General features: G+C 73.4%; 20 protein-coding genes. 16 read left to right on the top strand and 4 right to left on the bottom strand.

From position 1 onward, the window contains the following. Window positions 1-211 precede the first annotated feature (211 nt). Window positions 212-403: a hypothetical protein gene (locus AB0B01_RS28350; RefSeq protein WP_114057747.1), complete on the top strand. Its 192-nt coding sequence runs from the start codon at window positions 212-214 to the stop codon at window positions 401-403. A 109-nt stretch (window positions 404-512) separates the two neighbouring features. On the opposite strand, the gene prfB is transcribed toward AB0B01_RS28350, so the two are convergent. Continuing rightward, window positions 513-1,622, bottom strand: a complete 1,110-nt coding sequence (gene prfB / locus AB0B01_RS28345; RefSeq protein WP_361724957.1) for a peptide chain release factor 2 — start codon at window positions 1,620-1,622, stop codon at window positions 513-515. Between the two features lie 314 nt (window positions 1,623-1,936). On the opposite strand from prfB, the gene AB0B01_RS28340 reads away from it, so the two are divergent. Further along, window positions 1,937-2,980, top strand: a complete 1,044-nt coding sequence (locus AB0B01_RS28340; protein WP_361724954.1) for a 2-oxoglutarate and iron-dependent oxygenase domain-containing protein — start codon at window positions 1,937-1,939, stop codon at window positions 2,978-2,980. Window positions 2,981-3,048: 68 nt separating this feature from the next. On the opposite strand, the gene AB0B01_RS28335 is transcribed toward AB0B01_RS28340, so the two are convergent. Then, window positions 3,049-4,299 carry a serine/threonine-protein kinase gene (locus AB0B01_RS28335; protein WP_361724951.1) on the bottom strand — a complete coding sequence of 417 codons (1,251 nt, stop codon included), beginning with the start codon at window positions 4,297-4,299 and terminating at the stop codon, window positions 3,049-3,051. Between the two features lie 195 nt (window positions 4,300-4,494). Then, a complete protein-coding gene (locus tag AB0B01_RS28330) occupies window positions 4,495-6,198 on the bottom strand; it encodes a protein kinase (protein WP_361724948.1) in 1,704 nt (567 codons plus the stop codon). Window positions 6,199-6,617: 419 nt separating this feature from the next. Here AB0B01_RS28330 and AB0B01_RS28325 point away from each other — a divergent pair, with 419 nt between their 5' ends. The 11 genes from AB0B01_RS28325 to AB0B01_RS28275 all read left to right on the top strand — a co-directional run bounded on the left by AB0B01_RS28325 (window position 6,618) and on the right by AB0B01_RS28275 (window position 22,645). After that, window positions 6,618-9,674: an FHA domain-containing protein gene (locus tag AB0B01_RS28325; RefSeq protein ID WP_361724945.1), complete on the top strand. Its 3,057-nt coding sequence runs from the start codon at window positions 6,618-6,620 to the stop codon at window positions 9,672-9,674. A 132-nt stretch (window positions 9,675-9,806) separates the two neighbouring features. Continuing rightward, window positions 9,807-11,198, top strand: a complete 1,392-nt coding sequence (locus tag AB0B01_RS28320) for an ABC transporter substrate-binding protein (protein WP_361724942.1) — start codon at window positions 9,807-9,809, stop codon at window positions 11,196-11,198. 91 nt (window positions 11,199-11,289) lie between these two features. Continuing rightward, window positions 11,290-12,564 carry a sugar ABC transporter permease gene (locus AB0B01_RS28315; protein ID WP_361724964.1) on the top strand — a complete coding sequence of 425 codons (1,275 nt, stop codon included), beginning with the start codon at window positions 11,290-11,292 and terminating at the stop codon, window positions 12,562-12,564. Continuing rightward, window positions 12,561-13,436 carry a carbohydrate ABC transporter permease gene (locus AB0B01_RS28310; protein WP_361724939.1) on the top strand — a complete coding sequence of 292 codons (876 nt, stop codon included), beginning with the start codon at window positions 12,561-12,563 and terminating at the stop codon, window positions 13,434-13,436. Before AB0B01_RS28315 ends, AB0B01_RS28310 begins: the two co-directional genes overlap by 4 nt. Window positions 13,437-13,906: 470 nt before the next feature. Further along, window positions 13,907-16,210 (top strand): bifunctional glycosyltransferase family 2 protein/CDP-glycerol:glycerophosphate glycerophosphotransferase, encoded by a 2,304-nt coding sequence (locus AB0B01_RS28305; protein ID WP_361724936.1) that lies wholly within the window; start codon window positions 13,907-13,909, stop codon window positions 16,208-16,210. Window positions 16,211-16,326: 116 nt separating this feature from the next. Next, window positions 16,327-17,094: an iron-containing redox enzyme family protein gene (locus tag AB0B01_RS28300; protein WP_361724933.1), complete on the top strand. Its 768-nt coding sequence runs from the start codon at window positions 16,327-16,329 to the stop codon at window positions 17,092-17,094. Window positions 17,095-17,130: 36 nt separating this feature from the next. Further along, window positions 17,131-18,108 (top strand): 2-hydroxyacid dehydrogenase, encoded by a 978-nt coding sequence (locus tag AB0B01_RS28295; protein ID WP_361724930.1) that lies wholly within the window; start codon window positions 17,131-17,133, stop codon window positions 18,106-18,108. Window positions 18,109-18,110: 2 nt separating this feature from the next. Then, window positions 18,111-19,265: an FAD-dependent oxidoreductase gene (locus AB0B01_RS28290; protein ID WP_361724927.1), complete on the top strand. Its 1,155-nt coding sequence runs from the start codon at window positions 18,111-18,113 to the stop codon at window positions 19,263-19,265. Between the two features lie 54 nt (window positions 19,266-19,319). Beyond that, window positions 19,320-19,850 (top strand): hypothetical protein, encoded by a 531-nt coding sequence (locus AB0B01_RS28285; RefSeq protein ID WP_361724924.1) that lies wholly within the window; start codon window positions 19,320-19,322, stop codon window positions 19,848-19,850. A 12-nt stretch (window positions 19,851-19,862) separates the two neighbouring features. Next, on the top strand, window positions 19,863-20,801 hold the full coding sequence (locus tag AB0B01_RS28280; protein ID WP_361724921.1) for a hypothetical protein: 939 nt from the start codon (window positions 19,863-19,865) through the stop codon (window positions 20,799-20,801). Continuing rightward, window positions 20,801-22,645 (top strand): SUMF1/EgtB/PvdO family nonheme iron enzyme, encoded by a 1,845-nt coding sequence (locus AB0B01_RS28275; RefSeq protein ID WP_361724918.1) that lies wholly within the window; start codon window positions 20,801-20,803, stop codon window positions 22,643-22,645. Before AB0B01_RS28280 ends, AB0B01_RS28275 begins: the two co-directional genes overlap by 1 nt. 1 nt (window position 22,646) lies before the next feature. On the opposite strand, the gene AB0B01_RS28270 is transcribed toward AB0B01_RS28275, so the two are convergent. After that, window positions 22,647-23,294 carry a TetR/AcrR family transcriptional regulator gene (locus tag AB0B01_RS28270; RefSeq protein WP_361724915.1) on the bottom strand — a complete coding sequence of 216 codons (648 nt, stop codon included), beginning with the start codon at window positions 23,292-23,294 and terminating at the stop codon, window positions 22,647-22,649. 158 nt (window positions 23,295-23,452) lie between these two features. Here AB0B01_RS28270 and AB0B01_RS28265 point away from each other — a divergent pair, with 158 nt between their 5' ends. From AB0B01_RS28265 to AB0B01_RS28255, 3 genes are all read left to right on the top strand, one after another. Next, window positions 23,453-24,325, top strand: a complete 873-nt coding sequence (locus tag AB0B01_RS28265) for an ABC transporter permease (RefSeq protein ID WP_361724912.1) — start codon at window positions 23,453-23,455, stop codon at window positions 24,323-24,325. Window positions 24,326-24,401: 76 nt separating this feature from the next. Further along, complete coding sequence (locus AB0B01_RS28260) at window positions 24,402-25,157, top strand: ABC transporter ATP-binding protein (protein ID WP_361724961.1); 756 nt, start codon at window positions 24,402-24,404, stop codon at window positions 25,155-25,157. Between the two features lie 252 nt (window positions 25,158-25,409). Beyond that, window positions 25,410-26,030 carry a septum formation family protein gene (locus AB0B01_RS28255; RefSeq protein ID WP_361724909.1) on the top strand — a complete coding sequence of 207 codons (621 nt, stop codon included), beginning with the start codon at window positions 25,410-25,412 and terminating at the stop codon, window positions 26,028-26,030. Window positions 26,031-26,193 lie beyond the last annotated feature (163 nt).

The raw sequence follows: 26,193 nt of genomic DNA, 5'->3' as shown, positions 1-26,193 counted from the left end.
ACCCCCCAGGTCATCCATGCGACAGAGGGGACACAGTCATACCGGGCCCGGAGGCCGGCGGCCCCATTGCAGGACCGCGAAAAACATAACGGGGGACGGCGGGTGATTGCCCGGACGGGCCGCGCCGAATGTCGCCGAAGCTGGCACAGTGGTAGGGGGAACGGTCCGGTTCCCCCACGCGTTGTTCAAGGGGACGAGAGGAGGAGAGCGCATGACATATGACCGGCTCGTGTGCGCGAACTGCGCGGCGCCCGTCAGTCAGGGCCGCTGCCCGGTGTGCCGGGCAAACCGGGAGCGCCTCCAGCAGGAAGGCCCCTTCGCCGGCCTGAACCCCATGGCGCTCATCGCGCTCCTGGTGGTCCTGGTGGCGGCTCTGGCCCTGGTGGCACAGCACACGGCGTAGCGCTCGCCGCCACGTCCCGATCATGTCTCGTTCATGACGCGGCGAAGGGCCCGGACACCTGAGGTGTCCGGGCCCTTCGCCGACTCTGCTCAAGCGGTTTAAGCGAGGTTTAAGCGGTCTGCTCCTGCTGCTTGCGCCAGCGGATGCCCGCCTCCAGGAAACCGTCGATGTCGCCGTCGAGCACGGCCGTCGGGTTGCCGACCTCGAACTCCGTCCGCAGGTCCTTCACCATCTGGTACGGGTGCAGGACGTAGGAGCGCATCTGGTTGCCCCAGGAGCTGCCGCCGTCCTTGAGGGCGTCCATCTTGGCCTGCTCCTCCTGGCGGCGCCGCTCCAGCAGCTTGGCCTGGAGGACGTTCATGGCGCTGGCCTTGTTCTGGATCTGCGAGCGCTCGTTCTGGCAGGAGACGACGATGCCGGTCGGGAGGTGCGTGATGCGCACCGCCGAGTCGGTGGTGTTGACGCCCTGGCCGCCGGGGCCGGACGCGCGGTACACGTCGATGCGCAGCTCGCCCTCGTCGATCTCGACGTGGTCGCTGGACTCGACGACCGGCAGCACCTCGACGCCCGCGAAGGACGTCTGGCGGCGGCCCTGGTTGTCGAAGGGCGAGATGCGCACGAGGCGGTGGGTGCCCTGCTCGACGGAGAGGGTGCCGTAGGCGTACGGGGCCTTGACGACGAAGGTGGTCGACTTGATGCCGGCCTCTTCCGCGTACGAGGTCTCGTAGACCTCGGTCGGGTAGCCGTGGCGCTCGGCCCAGCGCAGGTACATGCGCTGGAGGCGCTCGGCGAAGTCGGAGGCGTCGACGCCGCCGGCCTCGGCACGGATGTTGACCAGCGCCTCGCGCTCGGCGTACTCGCCGGAGAGCAGGGTGCGGACCTCCATCTCGTCCAGCGCCTTGCGTACGGAGACCAGCTCGGCCTCCGCCTCCGCGAGGGTGTCCGCGTCGTCCATCTCCTGCGCGAGCTCGAAGAGCACGGCGAGGTCGTCGATACGGCCGCGCAGGGTCTCGGTCTTGCGGACCTCGGCCTGGAGGTGCGAAAGCTTGCTCGTGATCTTCTGGGCGGCCTCCGGGTCGTCCCACAGGGACGGCGCGGCGGCCTGCTCCTCAAGCACGGCGATTTCTGCCCTCAGCTTGTCGAGGTCCAGGACGGCCTCGATCGACCCCATGGTCGAGGAGAGGGACTTCAGCTCTTCGGAAACATCGACGACTGCCACGGGTCCAGCGTAGCCGGTCCGCGGGCGGCGCCGTCCGGGCAGGCCGGATCACCCGTTCTGGTGAAGGCCGGGACGGGCGTACGCTCACGGTATGACTCTTCTCCTCGTCAAGCGCCGCCATGTGGATCACATGCGTGTCACGACGACGAGCTGTCTGCCGCCGGACCGTTCCCAAGCCTGATCCAACCGATCCGACTTGGTCCTGTACGCGGCCCACGCGGCCCCGGCGCCATCCCTGCCGGCAGGCCCACCCCCACCCGCTGCCCCGCCACCTCTGGGGAACAGGACCCCGTGACATCCGAAACGGAGCCGTCATGCCGTCCGCGCACACCCACACCCACACCCACTCCGACGTCCCCGCGCACATCCGGAGCCTGCCGGTCATCGACCTGTCCCAGGCCGATGACCCCGCCTTGCGCCCGGAGTTCCTGAAGACGCTGCACGCGGCAGCCCGGGACACCGGTTTCCTGCACCTGACCGGGCATGGCATCACCGAGGCCGAGACGGCCCGCATCCTGGAGCTGACCAGGGCCTTCTTCGCCCTCCCGGAGGCCGACCGGCTGGCCGTGAGCAATCTGAACTCGCCGCACTTCCGGGGCTACACCCGGATCGGGCACGAGCTGACCGGCGGGGCCTCGGACTGGCGCGACCAGCTCGACGTCGGCGCGGAGCGGCCGGCGCCGCAGCTGGGGCCGGGTGATCCGGCGTACCTGTGGCTGGAGGGCCCGAACCAGTGGCCGGCGGCCCTGCCCGAGCTGCGGCCGGCCGTTCTGGAGTGGCAGTCCCGGCTGGCCGCGGTGGCCCACCGCCTGCTGCAGGAGCTGCTGACCTCGATCGGCGCGCCGCCGCACTTCTTCGACGCGGCCTTCGCGGACCGGCCCCACCTGCACACGAAGCTGATCCGCTATCCGGGATCGGCGCCGTCGGGCGCCGACCAGGGGGTCGGCGCCCACAAGGACTACGGCTTCCTGACGCTGCTGCTCCAGGACTCCGTGGGCGGGCTCCAGGTGCGGCAGGGGGACGGTTTCCTGGATATCCCGCCGATGCCGGGGGCGTTCGTGGTGAACCTGGGTGAGCTGCTGGAGATCGCGACGGACGGGTACCTGCGGGCCACGGACCACCGGGTGGTGAGCCCGCCGGGAGCGGTGGAGCGGTTCTCGGTGCCGTTCTTCTACAACCCGCGGCTGGACGCGGTGATCGACACGGTGCCCGGCGCGTACCTGAAGGCGGCGCCCGGGGTGCTGCACGACGCCTCGAACCCGCTGCACGCCGAGTACGGCCGCAACGAGCTCAAGGGCTGGGTGCGCGCCCACCCGGCCGTGGCCCGCCGCTGGCACCCGGAGCTGGTCGCGGCCTGACCCCGCGGGCGCTGCGGGCCTGCGGCTCCGCCCCCGGTGGGGACGGCTTCGCCGGGGGCGGAGCCGGGCTACGGCTTCGCCGGGGCGGAGTGCCTGGTGTCCTTGGCCGGGGGCGGGGAGTCGTCCCCGGAGGCGGCGAGCCAGCTGCCGACGCCGACCGCCGCGGCCAGCGCGACGGCCCCGGCGGTCAGGGCCAGGCGGCGTTTGCGGGCGGTTTCGGCGCGGTGCCGGGCCGAGCCGGGGCGGTGGCCGCCGGCCGGCCGCGGGACCCGGGCGGTGCCCAGCGCGCCGCCCGCCAGCTCCTCGGGCCCGGGCACCCGCATCGACGTATGGGTGTCCCGGTTCGAGTCGGTCGACGAGCCGGGCACCAGCGGGACCACGCCCCGCCGCCGGACCGGGTCGGCGGGAGCCTCCGGCGCCTGCGCGGGCTCCGGCTCCGTTTCGTCGGGCTCGTCCACGTCCAGCGGCGGCATCCCGGCCAGCATCGGCAGCAGGTCCCGCAGCCTGGCCGCGAGCTCGGAGGCCCGCAGCCGCGACGCCGGGGCCTTCGCCAGGCACTGCACGATCAGCTGCCACAGCTCGTCGGGGATCCCGGGCAGCGGGACCACCGTCTCCGTCACGTGCCGCCGCAGCACCGCTCCCGGGTGGCCCCCGCCGAAGGGAGTGAAACCGGCCAGCAGCTCGTAGAGCACCGTGGCCAGGGCGTATATGTCCACGGCGGCCCGCGGCGGGAGGCCCTCGACGATCTCCGGGGCGAGGTAGTCCGGGGTGCCGATGATCCGCGTGGTGGGCGCGGTCGTACGGCCCGCCGCCGCCCGCCGCGGGGAGTCGATCAGCTTGGCCACGCCGAAGTCGGTCAGCAGCGCGGGATGCGCGCCGCCCGGCCCCAGCGGCCCCTGCATGTCCAGCAGGACGTTCTCGGGCTTGACGTCCCGGTGCACCACCCCCGCCGCATGCGCCGCCGCCAGCGCGTTCGCGACGTCCGCGACGATCGCCACGGCCGCCTCGGGGGCGAGCCTGCGCTCCCGGTCGAGGCGCGTGCGCAGGTCCGTGCCGCGTACGAGGTCCATGACCAGCGCCAGGTCGTTGCCGTCGACGACTAGGTCGCGGACGGAGACGACGTGGGGGTGGTCCAGGCCGAGCAGCGCGCTGCGCTCCTGGACGAAGCGTCCGACCAGCTCCTGGTCGGACGCGAGGTCCTCGCGCAGCAGTTTGACGGCGACGGGCCCGTCCGGCCCCTCGCCCAGCCACACCGTGCCCGCGCTGCCGCGCCCCAGGATCTGGTGCGCGGTGTACCGGCTGCCGATTTTCCGTGCCACGACTGCTCCCTCAGCGGCTGGCGTACGCACCAAAGCTACGCGGCCGGACGGGGCTTGGTCGCCGCGGATCGCGGCGACCTTCACTTCTGCGCGCGAAATCACGCCCTGGATGTCGACAAATCCACGAAGTCGGCACTCGGGAGGTCCGGTTCGGGACGGCGGGATCCAGGACTGGGCGATTCAGGACTGCGTGATTCAGGACTGCGTGCCACTCGCGGAGTCGCCCAGCGCGGTGACCCAGTCGACGATGTCGGAGCCCCACGTCCACAGTTGGTTCCACCAGCCCCGGCCGGTGCCGACCCACTCCTGGAGCGGGGTGAGTTCCCAGACCAGCCAGCCCGCCACGAAGAACAGCACGATCAGCACCAGGCAGCCCTTGAGGCAGCCGAGGCCCGGAATCCGCACGGGGTTCGCGCTGCGGCGGCGCGGCTCCCGGGGGGCGCGCTGCTGCGGCGGCGGGCCCTGCGGGGGCTGCTGCTGCGGCGGATGCGGCCGCTGTGGCTGCTGCTGCGGCTGCTGGTACGGAGCAGGCTGCTGGGGCTGCTGGTACTGCGGCGGCTGCTGCGGCGGGTAGTACGGCTGCGGCTGCTGGGGCCGCTGCTGGTACGGGGGCTGCTGCTGATACGGGCGCTGCTGCGGCCGCTGCGGCGGCGGGGGCGGCGGGGCCTGGCGCTGCGGACGGCGGCGCAGGGGGTCCTCGCTCGGGTCGAGGTAGTGCATCTGCGTCTGCTCGTTGCGGTCGCGCGCGGCCCGCATCTGCGATTGCCAGGGGTGCGGCTGGTCCGGCTGCTGCACGGGCGGAATGACGGACGTCGGGTCGGCCCCCGGGCCGCCCGTGCTCGGCAGCACCGACGTGGCGTCGGCGGCGCCGACCGGCGGCAGGACGCTTGTCATGGCGTTCGGGTCGTACGCGCCGGGCGCGCCGGTCCGGCCGGGCAGCACCTGCGTCGCGTCGGCGGCACCCGGGGTCTCGGGGACCGGCGCGGGCGAGGGGTCGGGCGCGAGCAGCGCACCGACGCCGAGCGCGGCCTCCACCTCGGAGGGGGCGCTGTGCACTCCGATGCCGGAGGCGACCACGCGCAGGCCGCGGGCCAGGTTCTCGGCGCTGGGGCGCTCGTTCGGCTCCTTGCGCAGGCAGCGCTCGATGACGATCCAGAGCGGCTCCGGCACGTGCGGGGGGCGCTGCGGCTCCTCGCTGAGGTGGCGGTGGAGCACTTCGAGCGCGGTGCCGCCGGCGAACGGCGGGCGGCCGGTGACCAGCTCGTACAGCAGGATGCCGGCGCCGTAGACGTCGACGGCGGAGGTCTGCGGGCGGCCCTCGGCGGACTCCGGGGCGACGTAGGCGGGGGTGCCGACGAACTCGTGGGTGCGGGTCAGCCCCGGGGAGTCGGCGAGGCGCGCGATGCCGAAGTCGGTGAGCATCGGCTTCATCTGGCCGCCGCGCTCGTCGAGCAGCACGTTGGCCGGCTTCAGGTCGCGGTGGACGACCCCGTCCGCGTGGCTGGCGGCGAGCGCGTCCGCGATCTGGGCGGTCAGCAGGCTCGCGGCGACCGGGGTGAAGGGGCCGTTCTGCCGGATGTACTTGTGCAGGTCCGGGCCGTCGATCAGGTCCATGACGAGCGCGAGGAGATCGCCCTCGACGACGAGGTCCCGGGTGCGCACGATGTTGGGGTGGGTCAGGCGCAGCAGGACCGAGCGCTCGCGCAGGAAGCGCATGACGATGTCCGCGTCCTGGGCCAGCTCCTCCTTGAGGACCTTGATGGCCACGGTTTCGCCGGGCTGCCCGGCGACGGCCGCCTCCGCGCCGGCGGTCTCCCTCTGGCGCGCACGCCAGACAGTGCCCGTGGCGCCGCGCCCGAGCGGCTCCTCGAGCAGGTACTTGCTGCCGACTGGCCGCACGTCTCGCGCTCCCTGCTGTCGTTCTGGTGGGGCCCACTCTAGGGGGTGGCCCCGGGGAAGACGCGGGGCGACGGAGGTTGGTTGCCGCACATATGTGCGAAGTGTGACGTTCGCGGGGTATGCCGGGGGCCGTTTCCCCGGCTTTCCTCGGCTTTTCTCGACTTTCCCCGGCCCTTCCCCGGCTTTACGTCCGGCCCGGCGATCATTCAAGATCATTTATTGGCGGGTGCCGGGCGTGTTGTCCGTGACAGGTGCGAGGATGCACCCGTACGGAACGGCCGGGCCGGGAGCCCGCCTTCCGCGTAGACCTGACCGGACGACGCGCCGTGCCGGGTGGGGGGATTGCCGGGCCGTCGCGCCCTGCCGTACCCCGCCGGGCGCACGCACCGCGCACCGCGCAGAAGGGACCGCCGACGGCGATGCAGATCCGGCTGACCGTCCTTGGGCTTGGGTCGCGCAGCGGCCACCAGACCGCGCCCGCCGGCTGTGACGTGCTCGTCACCGCGCCCGCGGGCACCCCCCTGGCCGCGGTGGCCTCGGGCCTGGCCGCGACCGTCGGCGGCCCCGACACCGGCGGCAGCGTCATCCTGTACGCCGGCGCCGAGCGCCTCGACCTCCAGCGGCGGATCCTGGGCGAGCCGCCGCTCGTGGACGGGGCGGTGCTGGGGCTGCACGCGCCCGTTCCCGACGTCGTACCGGACGGGACGCGCGGCGCGATCGGCGCCGACGGCGTCCAGCTGCACGTGGTGGCCGGCCCGGACGCGGGCGGGGTACACCTGCTGCACCCGGGGTCGATCCGCATCGGGCGCTCGGCCGACGCCGACGTGCCGCTGGACGATCCGGACGTGTCGCGGCTGCACTGCGCGGTGACGGTGCCGGCGGACGGGCGGGTGGCGGTGGCCGACCTGGACTCGACGAACGGCACGACGGTGGACGGTACGCCCGTGGGGGCGCGGCCGGTGCCCCTGGCGCCGGGTTCGCTGCTGCGGGTCGGGGAGTCCACGCTCCGGCTGGCCGAGGGGCCCGCGCGGCCGCTCCCGCTGATCCCGGACCTGGAGGGCCACCTCTCGCTGCCCGTGCCCGACCCGGCGGCCCCCGGCGGCGGCCACCCCGAAGGGAGCGCCGACCCCGCCGAGGGCCCCTCCGGCGACACCGGCCCCGGCACCGCACCCGCCGGATCCGCCCCGCCGAGCGGCCCGGTCGGCGCGGCTGGCCCGGTCGGCGCCGCGGGCAGCGCCCGGCCGGGCCCGGCCACCGCCGGAGCCCCCGGGACCGCGAGGCCCGGCGCCCCCGGCGAGCCGCCCGCGGGGCCGTACGGGGACATGCGCCCCGCCGGCCCCCGCGCAGGCGCCCAAGGGGCCGTCGGCCCCGGGCGGCGGCGCGGCCTCGGGGCCTGGGCCCGCAAATGGGTGCGGGGCGAGGCGGAGCCGGAGGTGCAGGCGGTGGCCGGGGCGGCCGCCGCCGCAGCCCCCCACCCCGACGATCCCGCCGCGCTGCTGCTGGCCGCGCTCGGGCCGACCCGGCGGCTGTGGTCCCGTCCCCCCGGGCAGCTCGACGTCGGACTCGGCGCCGGAAGCCGGGTCCAGCTGCGCGAGGCCGGCGCGCTCGGCATCGCCGGGCCGCGCGGCCGGCTCACCGGCGTGGCCCGCTCCGTCATCGCCCAGCTCGCCGCGCTGCTCGCACCGGGCGAGCTGGAGATCGTGCTGCTCAGCGCCGACCGGGCCCGGCCCGTCGCCGAGCGCGTCCAGGACTGGGGGTGGCTCGCCTGGCTTCCGCACGTGCGGCCCGCGCACGGCCAGAACTGCCGCCTGCTCCTCGCGTACGACCGTGACCAGGCCGCCGCCCGCACGGCCGAGCTCACCCGCCGGCTCGACGACGGCCCGCTCGGCGCCAACTGGGCCGCGGCCGACCGCCACCAGGTCCGCGAGGCCGCGGGCACCCACCAGGGCCCGTACACCCTCCTCGTCGTCGACGGGGATCCCGGCTCCGGGGCCCTGCGCGATCTCACCGGCAGGCTCGCCTCGCACGGGCCGGCCGCAGGGATCCACGTCCTCGTCCTCGCGGAGACCCCGGCCGCCACCGCGGCCTCCCCGCTGACCGAGACGTACGAGAGCGCCTGCGCGGCCGTCCCCGCCTTCCGGGACTGCGGCAGCGTCGCCCTGCTCAGCGGTGATGTGGCCACGACGGTACGGACCTTCGCCGTCACCGGCGGCAAGCCGGTCCCGCCCGGCCGCACCGCCACCGCCGACGCCGTGTCCGCGGCCTGGGCCGAGCGGTTCGCCCGGGCGCTGGCCCCGCTGCGCGCCGAGCCCGCCACCACCGGGCCCCGCCGCGCGGTGGCCGCAGCCCTGCCGCAAACGGCCCGGCTGCTGGACGAGTTGGGCCTGGCGCGAGCCACCCCCGCCTCCCTGATGGCCCGTTGGGCCGCGGCCACCGAGCAGGGGCAGGGCGTCGGCGGCCACGCCGAACTCGTGCTCGGCAGCGGCCGGGGCGGGCCGGTCGGGGCAGACCTGGTCCAGGACGGACCGCACCTGCTGATCGAGGGACCCGCCGGCAGCGGCCGTACGGAGCTGCTGCGCTCGGTCGCCGCCTCGCTGGCCGCGGCCGCCCGGCCCGACCGGCTGGGGCTCGTCCTGCTCGACGGGTCGGGGGGCGAGCGCGGCGACGGGCTGCTGCCCTGCACCGAGCTCCCACACGTCTGCGCCCACCTCGTCGCCTCCGACCCCGTCCGGATGCGGGAGTTCGCGCAGGCGCTCGGCACCGAGCTCAAGCGGCGCAGCGAGCTCCTGGACGGCGTCCCGTTCGCCGAATGGCACGCCCGGCGTGAGGTCTCCGAGCGGATGGTTGCGCCCCGCCGGCCCTCCCCCGGGGAGCTGCTCGGCGACCTCGACTCCGCCCGCTCGGGCACGCTCCGGCTGCGCGCCTCCGCGGTCCGCAGCGAGGCGGCCGGTCCGAGCCCGCTGCCCCGCCTGGTGGTGCTGGTGGACGACTTCGACGCGCTGGTCGCGCCCGGGCTCGGCAGTACGGGCCGGCCCGCCGCCGGCTCTGTGGTGCGCGCGCTGGAGGCGGTGGCCCGCGACGGGGCCCGGCTCGGCGTGCACCTGGTGGCCACCAGCGCCCGTCCCGACCGCACGGCCGACACGGAGCTCGCCCGGCTGACCCCGCTGCGGGTCGGCCTGGACGCCCCCGACCAGCCGGGCCCGGGCCGCGGCCTGCTCCGCTACGCCGACGGGCGGACGGTCCCCTTCCAGGGCGGGCGGGTGACCGGCCGGATCCCGCGGACGGCGACGCTGCGTCCGACCGTGGTGCCGGTGGAGTGGGAGCGGATGGGTGATCCACCGGCCCGGCGCCCGGTGCGCGAGCTGGGCAACGGCCCGACCGACCTGGCCCTGCTGGCCAGCGCCCTGGACCGGGCCTCGCACCTGGTCTCGGCGATACCGGTCCTGTTCCCGCCCGCACCGAGCGCCACCCCGTAGGGGCGCCCGACTCGATTCCGGCTCGGGCATCACCCGTACAGCCCGTATATGCACGAGGCGGTATTGCGTGGGGCGCGCGGATCGGCGTAGACCTGTGGCACCAGTCACACCACGGGCATCGGGGGCAGAACCATGCGCAGGCACGGAACGAGCCGTACGAAGAACCGGAGGAGCAGCCGCCGGGCGTACATCCTGGCGGCCCTCGCCGCCGCGGGCGTGCTCACGCTGAGCGCCTGCGGGGACGGCGACGGCAAGAAGGAGGCCACGTCCCCCGGCGGCGAGGCCGCACCGACGGGGCAGCGGGTGCAGTTGCCGCAGCTGAACGGCGAGAAGCTGGAGGTCGCGGCCGTCTGGACGGGACCGGAGCAGGCCAACTTCACGAAGGTCCTCAAGGAGTTCGAGAAGCGGACGGGCGCCACGGTCACCTTCGTCCCGGCCCAGGACCCCATCGTCACCTTCCTCGGTACGAAGATCGCGGGCGGGCAGCCGCCGGACGTGGCGCTCCTCCCGCAGGTCGGCGCGCTGGTCTCGGCGGTGCAGAACAAGTGGGTGCAGCCGGTCGGCCCGGAGGCCCAGGCCCAGCTCGACCAGAACTACTCGGGCGGCTGGAAGACGCTGGGTGCGGTCGGCGGCACCCAGTACGGCGTGTACTACAAGGCCGCCAACAAGTCGCTGATCTGGTACAACGCCAAGGCCTTCGAGGCGGCGGGGGTGCAGCCCCCGAAGACGTGGAAGGACCTGCTGACGGCCGCCGACACCCTCTCCGCGTCGGGCACCCCGGCGGTGTCGGTGGCGGGCGCGGACGGCTGGACGCTGACCGACTGGTTCGAGAACGTCTACCTCTCCCAGGCGGGCCCGCAGAAGTACGACCAGCTCTCCAAGCACCAGATCAAGTGGACGGACGACAGCGTCAAGCAGGCGCTGACGACCCTCGGTGAGCTGTTCGGCCGCAAGGACTTCCTGGCGGGCGGTCCCAGCGGGGCGCTGGCCACCGAGTTCCCGAAGTCGGTGACCCAGACGTTCACCGGCGGTGACCGGCCGGCGGCGGCGATGGTCTTCGAGGGCGACTTCGTGGCGGTGAACATCGCGCAGACGGAGGCGAAGGTGGGCAAGGACGCCCTCGTCTTCCCGTTCCCGGCGGTCGGCGACAAGGCGCCGGTGGTCTCGGGCGGGGACGTGGCCGTCGCCCTCAAGGCGTCGAAGGGCGCGCAGGCGCTGCTGACCTTCCTGGCGTCGGCGGACGCGGCGGAGATCCAGGCCCGGGAGGGCGGTTTCATCTCCCCGAACAAGGCGGTCGACCCGAAGGCCTATCCGAACGACATCCAGCGCAACATCGCCAAGGCGCTGATCGCGGCGGGCGACGACTTCCGCTTCGACATGTCGGACCAGGCCCCGGCGGCCTTCGGCGGGACCCCGGGCGCGGGCGAGTGGAAGGCGCTCCAGGACTTCCTGGCGAACCCGTCGGACGTGGCGGGCACGCAGGCCAGACTGGAGGCGGACGCGGCCAAGGCGTTCGGGAACTGACCCGGTGACGGCCATCCCCACGGTCCCGACCGCCCCGCCGGCCGGGACCGCTCCCGGATCGGGCCGGTCCGCGGAGGCCAGGCGCCGCCGCCTGATCGCGGCGGCGTTCCTCCTGCCGGCCCTGGTACTGCTCGGCGCGCTCGTCGTGCACCCCATCGGCTACTCGGTCTACCGCAGCTTCTTCGACCGCTCCGGCGACGGCTTCGTCGGCGGGGACAACTACCTGGAGATCCTGCACGACGACACGATCCGCACCGCCCTGAAGAACACGGCGGTGTGGGTGGTGCTGGCGCCGACCACGGCCACCGCCCTCGGCCTGATCTTCGCGGTGCTCACCGAACGGGTGCGCTGGGGCACGGCGTTCAAGCTGCTCGTCTTCATGCCGATGGCGATCTCGATGCTGGCGGCGGGCATCATCTTCCGGCTCGTCTACGACCAGGACCCCGACCGGGGAGTGGCCAACGCGGTGTGGGTCGGGGTGCACGACACGTTCGCCCCGTCCTCGGCCTTCCCCAAGGCCCGCCCCGGCCGGGACTCCCCCCTGGTCCCGGCCCAGGGCGCCGCCGCGGGCGGCTTCGTGACCCGGGATCCCGTACGGGCCGGGGTGCCGGTGCTGCTGCCGCTCGTCGGGGTCGCGCCCGAGGCCCTGCCCGAGGGCACCCGTACGGCCGCTGCCGCCGGGGTCGAGCCCGGCAAGGTCACCGGGACGGCCTGGCAGGACTTCACCCGGGGCGGCGGCGGCCGGGCCAACGCGGTCGACCCCGCAGAGTCCGGCTTCTCCGGGATGCGGATCGAGGCGGTCAAGGACGGCCGGGTCGTGGACACGGCGACGACCCGCGCCGACGGCACCTTCTCCCTGTCCGCGAAGGCCGACGGGGCGCTGCTGCGGCTGCCCGCGTCGAACTTCAAGGAGGCGTACGCGGGGGTGGAGTGGCTCGGCCCGACGCTGGTCACCCCGGCGGTCATCGGGGCGTACGTGTGGATGTGGGCCGGCTTCGCGATGGTGCTGATCGGGGCCGGGCTGGCGGCCGTACCGCGGGAGCTGCTGGAGGCGGCGCGGGTGGACGGGGCGAACGAGTGGCAGGTGTTCCGCCGGGTCACCGTCCCGCTGCTGGCGCCCGTGCTGGCGGTGGTGCTCGTCACCCTCGTCATCAACGTGATGAAGATCTTCGACCTGGTCTTCGTGATCGCACCGGGCTCGGTCCAGGACGACGCGAACGTGCTCGCGCTCCAGCTCTACCGCACGTCCTTCGGCACGGACGCCGATCCGGGGCTGGGCAGCGCCATCGCGGTGCTGCTGCTGGTGCTGGTGGTTCCGGTGATGCTCTACAACATACGCAGGCTGCGTAAGGAGGGAGCCCGATGAGCTCCTCTGCCCAGGCCCGTCCGGCTGCCCGAGCCGGCCGCCTCGCGGCCGCCGCGACGGCCGGGGCCGTGCGTGTGTTCCTGGTCCTGGCCGCGCTCTTCTGGCTGGTGCCGACGCTCGGGCTGCTGCTGTCGTCCCTGGTATCGTCCAAGGACCTGAACGCGGGTGGCTGGTGGCAGGTACTGACCGCTCCCTCCCGGCTCACCACCGAGAACTACTCGGCCCTCCTCGCCAACGACACGATCACCAGGTCGCTGCTGAGCACGGTGTTGATCACCGTCCCGGCCACCGCGCTCGTCCTCGTGCTGGGCGCGTTCGCCGGATACGCCTTCGCCTGGCTGGATTTCCCGGGCCGGGACTGGCTGTTCCTGGTGGTGGTCGGGCTGCTGGTGGTGCCGGTGCAGGTGGCCCTGATCCCGGTGTCCGAACTCTTCGGCGCCATCGGCCTGTTCGAGACGACGGCCGGGGTGGTCCTCTTCCACACCGCGTTCGGTCTGCCGTTCGCCGTGTTCCTGCTGCGCAACTTCTTCGCGGAGATCCCGCGGGAGCTGCTGGAGGCGGCGCGCCTCGACGGGGCGGGCGAACTGCGGCTGTTCACGCGGGTGGTGCTGCCGCTGGGCGGCCCGGCGATCGCCTCCCTCGGCATCTTCCAGTTCCTGTGGGTGTGGAACGACATGCTGGTCGCCCTCGTCTTCGCGGACTCGACGCACCCACCGGTCACGGTCGCCCTCCAGCAGCAGGTACGGCAGTTCGGCAACAACATCGACGTGCTGGCGCCCGGCGCGTTCCTGTCGATGGTGGTGCCGCTCGTGGTGTTCTTCGCCTTCCAGCGGCAGTTCGTCTCGGGGGTGATGGCGGGAGCCGTCAAGTGACCACCACCAAGTGACCGCCACGCGGAGGGATGGGGCACCGACCGCCTGCCCGGACCGGCCCCGGAAGCGGGAGCGGGGAGACGAGCGACAGGGCCCCATCCGGCCACCCGGACCGGCCCCGGAAGCGGGAGTGCGGTCGGGCGGGGGTGGGGACCTGCGAGGAGAGGGGGCCCGTGCGCCGGTGCGGGTCCGTGGGTGGCCGCTCCCTGTCAACGCCCCCCTCGGTCCCCCCTTCCCGCAGGTCCCCACCACCGATCGTCCGCACCCCCGCCCACGCGGCCGGTCCGGCCCGGGCGGCCCCCGTACACGCCGCTCCACCTCCCCCACCGCCGAGGACAGGGGCGTGGCCCGCAGGGTTCCGGCTCGGCCGCGTTGACACTCCGTAACCCGAATGCCACACCTCGCGTAACCCCGTCCAAGGGGTGGGGGTTCCCCGGGGGCACCCCGCCAGCGGTGGCCGGGGGAGCACCATGCCCGCGCCGACCCCTGGATGTGCCGTGCCCCGGTTCAGCGTCATCGTGCCCGCGTACAAGGTGCAGGCGTACCTGCAGGAGAGTCTCGACTCGGTCCTTTCCCAGTCGTACGCGGACCTGGAACTGATCGCGGTGGACGACGCCTCACCCGACGCCTGCGGTTCGATCATCGACGAATACGCGGCCCGGGACCCCCGCGTGACCGCCGTCCACCTGGCGCACAACCTGGGCCTGGGCCCGGCCCGCAACGTGGGTCTGGCCCGGGCCACCGGCGACTACCTGGTCTTCCTCGACGGGGACGACACCCTCGCGCCGGGCGCCCTGCAGGCCATCACGGACCGGCTGAAGGACACGGGCTCCCCGGACGTCCTGGTCTACGACTACGCGCGCATCTTCTGGACCGGCGAACTGGTGCGCAACCGCCTCTCGCACCGGCTCTCCGAACAGGGCCCGGCCAGCTTCCGGCTGGCGGACCGCCCTGCGCTGCTCGGCATGCTGATGGTGGTCTGGAACAAGGCGTACCGCCGGGAGTACGTCGAGCGCGAGGGCCTGAGCTTCCCGCCCGGCCTCTACGAGGACACGCCCTGGACCTATCCGGCGCTGCTGGCCGCCGAGTCGGTGGCCGTCCTGGACCGGGTGTGCGTGCACTACCGCCAGCGGCGCACCGGCTCGATCCTGACCACCACCAGCCGCCGCCACCTCGACATCTTCGACCAGTACGACCGGGTCTTCGGCTACCTCGGCAGCCGCCCGGAGCTGGAGCGCTGGCGGCCGACCGTCCACCGGCGCATGGCCGAGCACTTCTGCGCCCTGTACGCCGACCCGCGCCGCCTCCCCCGGGCGAGCCGGGCCGAGTTCTTCGCGCGGGCGTCGGCGCTGCTGCGCCGCTACCGCGCCCCGGGCCCGCCGCCGCTGTCGCCGTCCCGGACGGACCGGGTCCGCCACACGCTGATGCGGGCGGGCCTGCGCCGGACGTACCGCACCCTGTCGGTGCTGCGCTCGGCGGCGCTGGCGGCGGGCCGCGCGGCCGTGCTCCTGGGGCGGGGCCTGCGCGAGACGGGGCTGCGCCTGCACTACCGCGTCCAGCGGCTGCTGCCGCTGCGGCCGGAGCTGGCGGTCTTCTCCGCGTACTGGCACGGCGGCTACGCCTGCAATCCGGCGGCGATCGAGGCCAAGCTGCGCGAGCTCGCGCCCCGGATGCGGACGGCATGGATCTGCGACCCTGAGCACGCGGGCACGCTTCCGCCGGAGACGGCCATGCTCCGGCCGGGCTCGGCCGCGTACTGGACGGCCCTGGCCCGCGCCACGTACCTCACCACGAACGTCAACTTCGACCGCGCCCTGGTCAAGCGGCCCGGCCAGGTCCTGCTCCAGACGCAGCACGGCACCCCGCTCAAGCGGGTCGGGCTGGACCTCCAGGACCGCCCGGCGGCCACCCCGACGACGGACTTCGCCGGTCTGCTGCGCGGCGCCGACCAGTGGGACTTCCTGCTCTCCTCGAACCGCCACTCCACCCTGGTGTGGGAGAAGGCCGTCCCCGCCGCGTACACCACGCTGGAGTACGGCTACCCGCGCAACGACGTCTTCCACCGGGCCACCGAGCAGGACGTCCTGCGGCTGCGCGAGAAGCTCGGCATCCCGGAGGGGTCCACGGCGATCCTGTACGCGCCGACGCACCGGGACTACCGGCGCAGCCGACCGGAGCACCTGGACTTCGAGCGGGTGCTGCGGGACCTGGGGCCGCGTTTCGTGCTGCTGCGGCGGACGCACCTGACGTACGCGGATGCGGCGGTGCCCCCTCCGGTGCGCCATCCCCGGCTGATCGAGGTGTCCTCGTACCCCTCGGTGGAGGAACTGTGCCTGGCCTCGGACGCATTGGTGACGGACTACTCGTCCCTGATGTTCGACTACGCGGCTCTGGACCGGCCGATGGTGATCCACGCGGACGACTGGGAGGCGTACGAGGCCGCCCGCGGCACCTACTTCGACCTGCGGTCGTGTCCTCCGGGTGCGATCGCCCGGACCGCGGACGAGCTGGTGGACATCTTCGCCACGGGCCACTGGCAGGGGTCTCGCTCGGCGCAGCTGCGGGCCGCGTTCCGGGCCCGGTTCTGCGCGTTCGACGACGGGCATGCCGCCGAGCGGGTCGTGCGCCGGGTCTTCCTGGGCCAGCCGGTGCCGGTCCCGGCGGTGATCCCGCCGGCCGACCGCCGCCCCGCTCCCGCGGCCCCGTCCTGCACCCCTGCTCCGGCTTCCGCGCCCACTCTGGCCCCGCTGACCACTCCGGGACTCCGACCGTAGGCGCGGTCCCCGACGGCTTCCGGATATTCGCCAGCGGGGCGTCTCCTTCTGCGCCACTATGGGAGCGCCTTGCCCCTGTGGACCGTCGGGCGTCCCGATACGGAAGAGGTGTCACCATGGTGTTGACCGGACCGTGGAGTGCGGAGTTAGCCGACCGGCTCGTCGAATCGAACTTCGTCCAATGGCAGTACGGTGCACGTTTCCTGCCCGCAGAGTCCGTGCCCCTGCACCCGGTGGTCGAGGAGGCCGCCGGGCTGGTCCCCGACAGCGGGGTCGAGCGGCACCGGTTCTTCGACCTGGCGACGAACTCGCGGCCGGTCCTGGAGTTCTGGGTGTCGCAGGAACTGTTCGTCACCGGGGTCTTCGCGCAGCTGCTCAGCCTCGCCTCCAGCGCGCTGGTGAACGTCCACCAGCGGGCGCGTTTCAACCTGGTCCTCCAGGGGGAGCACGGAGGCGTGAAGGACGGCGTGGCGCGGGCCTCCCACCCCTGGCTGCTCCACAAGCTGGCGCACAGCATGGGCATCGAGCCGGACTCCGTCACCCCGGCGGAACCCACCTACGCCTTCCTGCGGGACCTGGCCTCGGCCATGAGCTCCCCGGTCGCCGCGCTGGGCGCGCTCGGGGTGGGAAACGAGCAGATGCTCGTGCCGGAATACGGCGCCGTAAAAAGGGCTTTCGAATGCGCGGCGCCCGAAGTCGACCACGGGGACTTCCTGAACGCCAACATCTATGAGGATACGGAGCACTCGGCTCTCATCGCGCATATAGCATCCGAGCTGATCGCCCACGATCCGTCGCTGGCCCAGGACTACTTGACGGCCGCCCGCAGTTCCGTCTCCGCGCGGATGCGGTATTACGACAGGCTGGCCGATCTCTTCGCATGACCATTCAGTCCGACCATCCGATGTTTGGGGTATTGCGTGGCCGATCTGGGAAAGATCCTCGTAACGGGCAGCAGCGTGGCGCAGAAGCACCTCGACCGCCTGTCCGAGTCCGGTTTCCGGGTGCACTCGGTGCCGGGCCTGCTCAGTGAGGACGAGCTGGGCACGGAGCTGGAGTCGTGCACCGCCTATCTGCTGGGGGGCGACGAGTTCGCCTCGCGCGCCGCACTGACCCGGGCCAAGTCCCTCAAGGTCGTCGGCTTCCTCGGGGTGGGGTACCAGTCCTTCGTCGACGCCGACGCCGCCGCCGAACTGGGCATCGCCGTCACCAATACCCCCGGGACGCTCACCAACAGCGTGGCCGAGTTCACCATCGGCCTGCTGCTGGCCCAGCGCCGGCAGATCCCCGCGTACGCCGACGACTACCGTGCCGGCCGCTCCGGTGCCGAGGAGAAGCAGCACGACCTCGCCGGGCACCGCCTCGGCATCATCGGCCTGGGCGCGATCGGCACCCGGATCGCCGAGATCGGTGCGCTGGGCCTCGCGACGGAGACGGCGTACTACTCCCGGACCCGCAAGCCGGAGGTGGAGGAGCGCCTGGGCATCGCCTACAAGGACCTGCCCAGCCTGCTCTCCTGGGCCGAGAACCTGGTCGTCATGGTCCCGGACACCCCCGAGACCCGCGGCATGATCGGCGTGGACGAGATCGCCCTGCTGCCGACCGGCGGCATCACCCTCGTCAACACCGCGCGGCCCTCCGTGGTCAGCCCGGCGGCCCTGCTCCAGGGCCTGACCGGCGGCCGTATCCGCACGGCCGCGTTCGACGGCTTCTACGACGAGGACACCCCCGAGCGCGCGGAGCTGCTGGCGCTGCCGGCGTCGCGGCTGCTGGTCACCGGACACATCGGCTCGCTCACGCACGACGCCCGCGACGCCATGGCGGTCAAGTGCATCCAGTCCATCGTCAACGTCGTGACGGGAGAGCAGGACTCGTACGTCGTCAACGGGAGCAGCTGAGCATGGGCTCCGCACTCGTCGTCGTCGGAGCCGGGGTCATAGGCTGCTCGGTCGCCGCAGCGGCGAGCGACCTCTTCGACAAGGTCGTGCTCCTGGACGCCCGCCCGGACACCGGCATGGCGGCGAGCTGGGCGGCCATCGGCGGGATCACCCCGCAGAGCGACGACTTCTGCCGCGGCCCGCTGCGGCAGTTCGCCGAGGCGAGCCGGCAGATGTACCCGCAGTGGCTGGCGGAGTTGGAGGCCGGGTCCGGGATCAGCGTGCCGTTCCTGGACTCCGGTCTCCTCCAGGTGGCCCTCGACCCCGCCGAGCAGCGGCGCGTCCAGGACCAGCTGGTGCCCCAGTGGGTGGAGCAGGGCTTCCGGGTCGAGCAGCTGGACCCGGGCGGCATGGCCGGGACCGAGCCGCTGCTCTCGCCGGCCGTGCTGTCGGCCGTGCGACTGCCGAGCGAGGGGGCGCTGGAGCCGCGGGTCCTGATGTCCGCGCTGCGCACGGTGGTGCGCAGGAATCCGCGGATCGAGGTCAGGGCGGGCGCCCGGGTGCGGGCCCTGGTGCCGCGCGGCCAAGGGGTGGAGGTGCGGCTGGAGGACGGCGGGCTGGTCCGCGGTGACCGGTGCGTGGTGGCCGCCGGGGCCTGGAGCCCGGAGCTCGTGCCGACCCGGCCGGGCGGGCAGTTCCCGGTGCGGGGCCAGGCCGCGGAACTGGTGGTGCCGGGCAGCACCGGCTATCCGCTGCGCCACCACGTGTACTGCAAGGTCGCCGTGGACGACACCACCGTGTCCTCCTACGCCGTCCCGCGCCACGACGGCCGCGTGGTGGTCGGGGTCACCTACGACCAGGGCCGTTGGGACGAGGAGCCGGAGGACGGCGCCAACGAGCGGCTGCTGGCCGCGCTGCGGCTGGTCTTCCCCGCCTCGCGGGACTGGCGGCTGACCGGCTCGTGGGCCGGGATCCGGCCGGGCACGGCCGACGGCTACCCCCTGGTGGGGCACTCGGACGCCGAGGGCAGGGTGGTCATGGCCACCGGCCACTTCGGCGTCGGGATCACCCTCGCCCCGATCACGGCGGCGCTGGTGCGCAGTGTCCTGGCGGGGACGGAGCTGACCGCCGGCCAGGCGGAGGCCCTGCGTGTGATGGACCCGCGGCGATTCCTGTGAGGGGCGGACGGATTGGCGGCAGCAGGACTGAGGGCGGTATGGCGTAGCGCGTGGATGCGCTGGGGACTGCTGGCGGGGGTGGTGCTGCTGCTGTCCCTGCCCCTGTGGGGCCTCCAGCCGTACGGGAGGCAGTTCGACCACGACACGGCGGGGACCTGGGGCGACTGGGTCAGCGGGCTGGGCCAGGTCGGGGCGGTCACGGCCGCCGTCGGCACGGTCGTACGGTCCGAGAACCGCGAACGCCGGAGGCAGCGCACGGCCCTGGCCGCGTGGATGACGGTGCTGTCGGACGCCGACGAGCCGTACTGGGCGGTCCAGGTGGAGAACTCCACCACCCTGCCCGTCTTCCGGTGGCGGGCCGACAGCCCGGACGGCTCGGTCCACCTGTGCCACGAGGAGCTCGGGCCCCTCGTCCCCGGCCGGACGGACTACGAGGTCCCGCTCGCGGTCCAGCCGGACCAGAGCCGGGCGGTGCCGCTGGCGTTCGTCTTCGCAGACAGTGACGGGCGGTTCTGGCGCCGGTCGGAGCTGGGGCGCGTCACCGCGGTCCCCGAGCCGGCCTCGTGGCACCCGGCCGCCCCCTGATGGTGAGGTGAGATGACCCCCGAAGAAGATGCCGGACCGCAGGGCACACGCCCCGCGGTCGCCCGCCGCATCAACCCGCAGGCGCGTCGCAGTGCGGGCGAGCGCGTACCGGACCGGCCGGGTACGGGGACGGGCGGCCGCGCAGGCTCCGGCTCCGGTCCGGCCGGACCGGGCTCCGGAGGACCGGAGCCGGACGGGCCGGCGCGACAGGAGCTTCCCGTGGAGCTGGTCCACTACCTGGGCGCGCTGCGGGCCCTGTCGGCCACCAGCCAGGAGGGCGCCGGGGCCGGCCAGTTCCCCGACCGGCCGCTGGACGCGGTCTGGATTCCGCGGGAGGTCCGCGAGATCGACCCCCTGGCCCGGACCGCACCGCCGGGCGACGAGGACGCCCCGGGCCTGCCGCTCGACGGGGTCGTCCTGCACGGGGCGGGCCGCTCGGTGGTGCTCGTCGGACCGCCGTGCTCCGGGCGCACCTCGGTCTGCCTGCACTACGCCTCGCTGCTGGCGGAGCGCGCACTGGACGGAGATCCGCAGGCGCCCGTACCACTGCTGGTCAACGCCCTGGCGGTGCCGGCGCAGGGGGACTTCGCGGCGATGGCCGAGGCGGTCACGGACGCCGCCGTCTCCCGTTCCGGAATCGGTGTGTACGGCGGCGCCGCGCGCACCCTACTGCGGGACTCCCTCGACCGCGCCTTCCTCTTCGTGGACGGGGTGGAGGACGTCCCCCTGCACTCCCACACCAGTTCCGGGAACTGGTCGCCGCGCACGGTCCTGCAGACCCTGGCGCAGCTCCACGTGCACTACCGGAACCTGCGCGCCCTGGTGACCATCTCGGATTCGAGCTGGTTCTCCGCCGAGTGCGCCCGCTCGCGCGATGTCAGCGCGTACGTCCTACGGCCGCCCAAGCAGCGCGACCTAGAGAACTACATCACCGGATGGTTCACCAGCTGATGCCACCTCACGAAGGAAAGCTCTCCGAGCGGCTCATCGCGGCCATCCGCGGCGACAGCGCCCTCGCGTCCGCCGCGCGCGTCCCGTACCTGCTGCACCTCCTGGTCGTCTCCACCGAGCGCAACCAGGAAGTCCCCACCTCGGTGGGGCACTTCTGCCGGCTGGCCGCGGAGGAGTTCCTGCACAAGCGGCCCCGGCGACGGGCCGCGGCCGCCTCCGATCCGTGCCTGCTGCGGCCGGGCTACGACACCGAGATACAGCGGATCATCGAGGAGCTGGGCTTCTCGATCACCTCCCTGCGGTCCGCGCAGCCGGAGGTGAACTCCATCTCCGCGGCCGCCGTCCAGGAGCCGATCCAGCGGGCGCTGGGCGAGGAGCTGGAGTTCCTCGACGCCTACCCCGCCGTCGTCGACTACGTGCAGTTCCTCCGCAAGGGCCACGGGATACTCGCCGTCGACGCCGCAAGCCGGCTGTCCTTCCGGGAGAACCTCTTCCGCGACTACTTCGCCGGCTGCGCGCTGGCCCGACGGGACTCCGAGACCATCGTCGGACTCTGCCGCAACCCGGTCTGGCACGCCCCGCTGCGCTACTGGGCCAGCGCCCAGACCACGGCCGAGGGGCACCGCCTGGTCACCGGGGCCGCTGCGGAGCTGGCGGGCGCCGCCGAGGAGGCGGCCGGGGAAGGGCTGCCGCTGTGGCTGCTCGCCGGTGAGCTGCTGGTGATCCTGGCGGCGGCACGGCCGGGCGTGGAACCGTTCGGGCTCGTACGGCGGCTGCGCCGGTCGGTGTCGGAGGCGGTCGCGGCGGCGGCCGGGGACCGGGGCCGGGACCTGGAGACCCGGGACCGGGCGGCCACCGTGCACGCCCAGCTCAACCCGTCCACGTGGGACGAGCGGTGCCGGGCCTTCGTGGAGCGCAGCTGCACCGTCCCGGCCGGCTCCTACCCGGTCGGCTCGGCGACGCCGTTGAACTCCGAGGACGACAAGTACCGGCACATCGACTGGTATCCGCAGCGCATCGAGACGATCGACTCGTTCCGGATCTCCGCGCTCCCCGTCACCAACCGGGACTACGCGGAGTTCGTCGCCTCCGGCGGCTACCGGGACCCCGACTGCTGGCCGGAGGGCCCGGCGCGGCGGTGGGTCACCCAGGACACGGCGTTCATCGACGCCCTGGACGGCCCGCGCGCCGGGTCGACGGACACGCAGCGGATCCATCTGCGCAAGGAGATGCTGGAAGGCATCATCGACGAGGAGTCCCTCCAGGAGTACGTGGACCAGCTGCTGCTGCGCAGGGTTCCGCTCTACTGGTGGGACCCGCGCTACAACCAGCCCGCCCAGCCGGTCGTCGGGGTCAACTGGTGGGAGGCGGTGGCGTACTGCCGCTGGCTGACCAAGCGGCTGCACGAGCGCGGGGTGCTGGACGCGGACAGCTACGCGCACCTGCCCACCGAGGCGGAGTGGGAGTGCTCCTGCGTGGGCGGGGCGGAGTCGCTGCCCTATCCGTGGGGAACCCGCTGGGAGGACGGCATGGCCCACGTGCGCACGGAGCGGGGCTGGACCCAGCGCTCGGTGCCGGTGGGCCTGTTCCCCTGGGCGGCCCGGGAGGGCGGGCCCCAGGACATGATCGGCAACGTGTGGGAGTGGACGCGGTCGCTGGCCTGGCCGTACGACGACGCCCGGCCGGGCCGCGAGGACATCGGGGCCCAAGGCGACCGGATCGTGCGCGGCGGCTCGTGGTTCTCGCGGGAGCCGCTGGCCCGCCGGATCCAGTTCCGCTCGTACGATCCGCCGCAGAACGCGTACGTGGACCTGGGCTTCCGGGTCGCGTTCTACACGCGGTAGCTCAGGCCCGTTCCGGGCAGTCGCGTTCCGGGCCGGCCGCGAGGCCGGCCGCCACGGAGCGGGCCAGGTCGTCCAGGTAGCCCGCCGGGACCTCGTCGCGGACCACGACCTGGCGCCAGTACAGCGGGCCGATCGCCAGGTCGAGCGCCCGCCCCGCGTCCACGCCGGGCGGCAGCTCCCCCCGGGCGACCGCATCGGACACGATGCCCTCGGCCATCCTGCGCTCCCCGTCCAGCAGGGCTCCGCGCACCGCGTCCGCGATCTCGGGGTTGCGCGCCGCCTCCACCAGCAGGTCGGGGATCACCGCCGAGGCCACCGGGTGCCGCAGCACGTGCGACATCACCTCCAGCAGGGCCCGTACGTCCCCGTACAGGGAGCCCGTCGCCGGCACCGGCAGGCCGTCCACCGCGAAGGCGCCCACCAGGTCGAGGACCAGGTGGAGCTTCGACTTCCACCGCCGGTAGACGGCCGTCTTCCCGACGCCCGCCCGCCGGGCGATCCCCTCGATCGACATCCGGGCGAAGCCGACCGCGGCCAGCTCCTCCACGACCGCCGCCCGGATGGCCTCGGTGACGTCCTCGCGCAGGACGGCGGCGCCGGCCGGGGCCCGGCGGGCGGGGGCGGGAGTGGGGGTGGGATCCGTGGTCATGCACAGAGCATAGCCGTGGCGCGTCACGACGATACGGTTGCGTTCCGACGTACTGCGCCCTAACCTCGACGTAGCGACGATACGGACCCGTCCTGTCGCTCTCCCAACCTGCGGCCGGACCTGCCCCCAGCCGGTGCCCCCAGTCGAAAGCGACGACCGTGACCACCACCCCCGCAGAACTGGCGGCAGCCCACGGGCTGACCATCAGCGGCGCCCGCCCCTCGCTCCCCGCTTACGTGCGCCAACTCTGGGGACGGCGCCACTTCGTGACCGCGTACGCCACCGCCCGGATGCACGCCACGTACAGCACGGCCAAGCTCGGCCAGGTCTGGCACCTGGTGACGCCGCTGCTCAACGCGGCCGTCTACTACTTCGTCTTCGGCGTCGCCATGCGCGCCAGCCACGGCGTGCCCGACTACCTGCCGTTCCTGATCACCGGCGTCTTCGTCTGGGACTTCATCGGCAGCTCGGTCAACGCGGGCACCCGGGCCGTCCACGGCAATCTCGGCCTGGTCCGCGCCCTGCACTTCCCGCGCGCCAGCCTGCCCATCTCCACCGTCGTGCAGCTCTTCCAGCAGCTGCTCGTCACCATGGGCGCGCTCGTCATCCTGCTGTCGGCCTTCGGTCAGGCCCCGGGCCCGCGCTGGCTGCTGGCCGCTCCGACCCTCCTGCTGATGGCCGTCTTCTGCGCCGGCTGCGCCATGGTCATGGCCCGTATCGGCAGCAAGAGTCCCGACGTCAGCCAGCTGATGCCGTTCGTCCTGCGGACCTGGATGTACTCCTCCGGCGTCATGTGGTCCATCGACCAGATGCTCACCAAGGACGACCTGCCGCACTGGGTGATGACCGCGCTCAAGCTCAACCCCGCGGCCGTCTACATCGACCTGATGCGGTACGCGCTGATCGACAGCTTCACCCCGCACGCACTGCCCCACCACGTGTGGGCCGTCGCCATCGGCTGGGCGCTGCTCGCCGGAGTCGGCGGATTCATCTACTTCTGGAAGGCTGAGGAGGAGTACGGCCGTGGCTGACACCGCGACGTCCACCGCGACGTCCACCGCGACGGCGACCCGCACGCCGGCCGCGGCGGTCGTCCCCGACACCCGCGTGCCCACCGTCATCGCCGACGAGGTCCACCTCGTCTACACGGTGCACGGCGCCGGCTCCCGCAAGGGCACCGCGACCGCCGCCCTCAGCCGGATCTTCTCCGGCAGGCCCGCCCCGGGCGTCCGCGAGGTGCACGCCGTCAAGGGCGTCAGCTTCACCGCGTACAAGGGCGAGGCCATCGGCCTCATCGGCACCAATGGCTCGGGCAAGTCCACCCTGCTCAAGGCCATCGCCGGCCTCCAGCCCGTGGCCCGCGGCAGGATCTACTCCCACGGCCAACCCTCCCTGCTGGGCGTGAACGCCGCCCTGATGAACGACCTGACCGGCGAGCGCAACGTGGTCCTCGGCGGCCTCGCGATGGGCATGTCCAAACAGCAGGTCCGCGAGCGCTACCAGGACATCGTCGACTTCTCCGGCATCAACGAGAAGGGCGACTTCATCTCCCTGCCGATGCGGGCGTACTCCTCCGGCATGGGCGCCCGGCTGCGCTTCTCCATCGCCGCCGCCAAGGACCACGACGTCCTGATGATCGACGAGGCCCTGGCCACCGGTGACGCCGCCTTCCAACGCCGCAGCCAGGCCCGCATCGAGGAGCTGCGCGAGCGGGCCGGCACCGTGTTTCTCGTCAGCCACGGCATCCACACGGTCCGCGAGACCTGCGACCGGGCGATCTGGCTGGAGGCGGGCATCCTGCGCATGGACGGCCCCTCCGCCGAGGTCTGCGACGCGTACGAGAGGTTCACGGCGGGCCGCTGAGCCCCGGCGCCCACGACGACGGGCGTGGCCGCGCCGCCCTGGGTAGCGTGGGTAGTGCACCACGCCGGACGGGAAGTGGCACCGTTGCCGCCCGTCGCCGCCGGCCGCGCCCGGATCGGGCCGCCCGGCAGCTCGCCGAGCATGCCGGAGCCGGCCGTCTCCTGGCGCCGTGCGCCCCGACAGGCCCGGCGGCCGCGGTGTCACCGCCTGGCTGTGGGCTGCGGCTCCCCGATACAAGGAGGCCGGTGCACCATGTCCAGACCGCCACCGCCACCACCGCCACCACCGTCGCCGCCCGATCCCCATCCGCGGTGGGGGCCGCCCGGGCCGCAGACGCCGCGCAAGACCAAGCCGCGGACCGTCCTGGCGCTCCTCGTGCTCGGCGTGGCCGCCGTGCTCGCGCTGGTCTACTTCGGAGTGCTGGACGACGGTCCCCCTCCGAAGCGCGACGCCGGCGGTCAGGTCACCGAGGAGGGCTCCAGCGATACGGAAGACGTCCGAAAGGGGGACTGCTTCACCACGGACGACGACCTGACCAAGAAGAAGGACGCGGACGCCGGCGTGTCGGTGCGCGTGGTCCCCTGCGACCAGCCCCACGAGGGGGAGGCGTACGCCGTCTTCACGCTGGAGGACGGTCCGTACCCCGGCAAAGAGAAGATCGTTCGGATCGCCACCGAGAAGTGCGGCAGCGCAGCGCTCACCGCCTACACGGGCGACGCCGCCAAGCTCCCCCGGAAGATGGAGCCGATCTACAACTATCCGCAGTCCTCCACCTGGGACCTCGGCGAGCGCAACGTCATCTGCTTCCTGGGCGACCCCACCGGTAAGAGCACCGGCTCGGTCCGCGCTCCCGGCTCTGAGCCCGGTTCCTGAGCCCGGTTTCCCGGCCCGGCTCCCTGCTCCCTGCTCCCTGCCGGCGGCGGAACGCGGAAGCCCACCGCCGGCGCCATGCCGAAGGGCGGCCCGGGATCCGAGCCGCCGCCGTGAACTGCGCCGGTTCTTCGTGCTGTGGGCGTCGATGTGGCGTGGAAAGCGC

Origin of the sequence: Streptomyces sp. NPDC044571, from assembly GCF_040647115.1 — a bacterium.
Classification (GTDB): domain Bacteria; phylum Actinomycetota; class Actinomycetes; order Streptomycetales; family Streptomycetaceae; genus Streptomyces.
Note: the sequence above shows the minus strand (reverse complement) of the source record. Positions and strands in the feature narration are given on the sequence as shown.

What these genes read in the sequence shown, in the direction of transcription:
- AB0B01_RS28350 (WP_114057747.1), top strand. Translation starts at nt 212, where the DNA reads ATGACATATGACCGGCTCGTGTGCGCGAACTGCGCGGCGCCCGTCAGT.
- AB0B01_RS28290 (WP_361724927.1), top strand. Translation starts at nt 18,111, where the DNA reads ATGGGCTCCGCACTCGTCGTCGTCGGAGCCGGGGTCATAGGCTGCTCG.
- AB0B01_RS28270 (WP_361724915.1), bottom strand. Translation starts at nt 23,294, where the DNA reads ATGACCACGGATCCCACCCCCACTCCCGCCCCCGCCCGCCGGGCCCCG.
- AB0B01_RS28300 (WP_361724933.1), top strand. Translation starts at nt 16,327, where the DNA reads ATGGTGTTGACCGGACCGTGGAGTGCGGAGTTAGCCGACCGGCTCGTC.
- AB0B01_RS28340 (WP_361724954.1), top strand. Translation starts at nt 1,937, where the DNA reads ATGCCGTCCGCGCACACCCACACCCACACCCACTCCGACGTCCCCGCG.
- AB0B01_RS28255 (WP_361724909.1), top strand. Translation starts at nt 25,410, where the DNA reads ATGTCCAGACCGCCACCGCCACCACCGCCACCACCGTCGCCGCCCGAT.
- AB0B01_RS28285 (WP_361724924.1), top strand. Translation starts at nt 19,320, where the DNA reads ATGCGCTGGGGACTGCTGGCGGGGGTGGTGCTGCTGCTGTCCCTGCCC.
- AB0B01_RS28275 (WP_361724918.1), top strand. Translation starts at nt 20,801, where the DNA reads ATGCCACCTCACGAAGGAAAGCTCTCCGAGCGGCTCATCGCGGCCATC.
- AB0B01_RS28305 (WP_361724936.1), top strand. Translation starts at nt 13,907, where the DNA reads ATGCCCGCGCCGACCCCTGGATGTGCCGTGCCCCGGTTCAGCGTCATC.
- AB0B01_RS28320 (WP_361724942.1), top strand. Translation starts at nt 9,807, where the DNA reads ATGCGCAGGCACGGAACGAGCCGTACGAAGAACCGGAGGAGCAGCCGC.
- AB0B01_RS28310 (WP_361724939.1), top strand. Translation starts at nt 12,561, where the DNA reads ATGAGCTCCTCTGCCCAGGCCCGTCCGGCTGCCCGAGCCGGCCGCCTC.
- AB0B01_RS28325 (WP_361724945.1), top strand. Translation starts at nt 6,618, where the DNA reads ATGCAGATCCGGCTGACCGTCCTTGGGCTTGGGTCGCGCAGCGGCCAC.
- AB0B01_RS28280 (WP_361724921.1), top strand. Translation starts at nt 19,863, where the DNA reads ATGACCCCCGAAGAAGATGCCGGACCGCAGGGCACACGCCCCGCGGTC.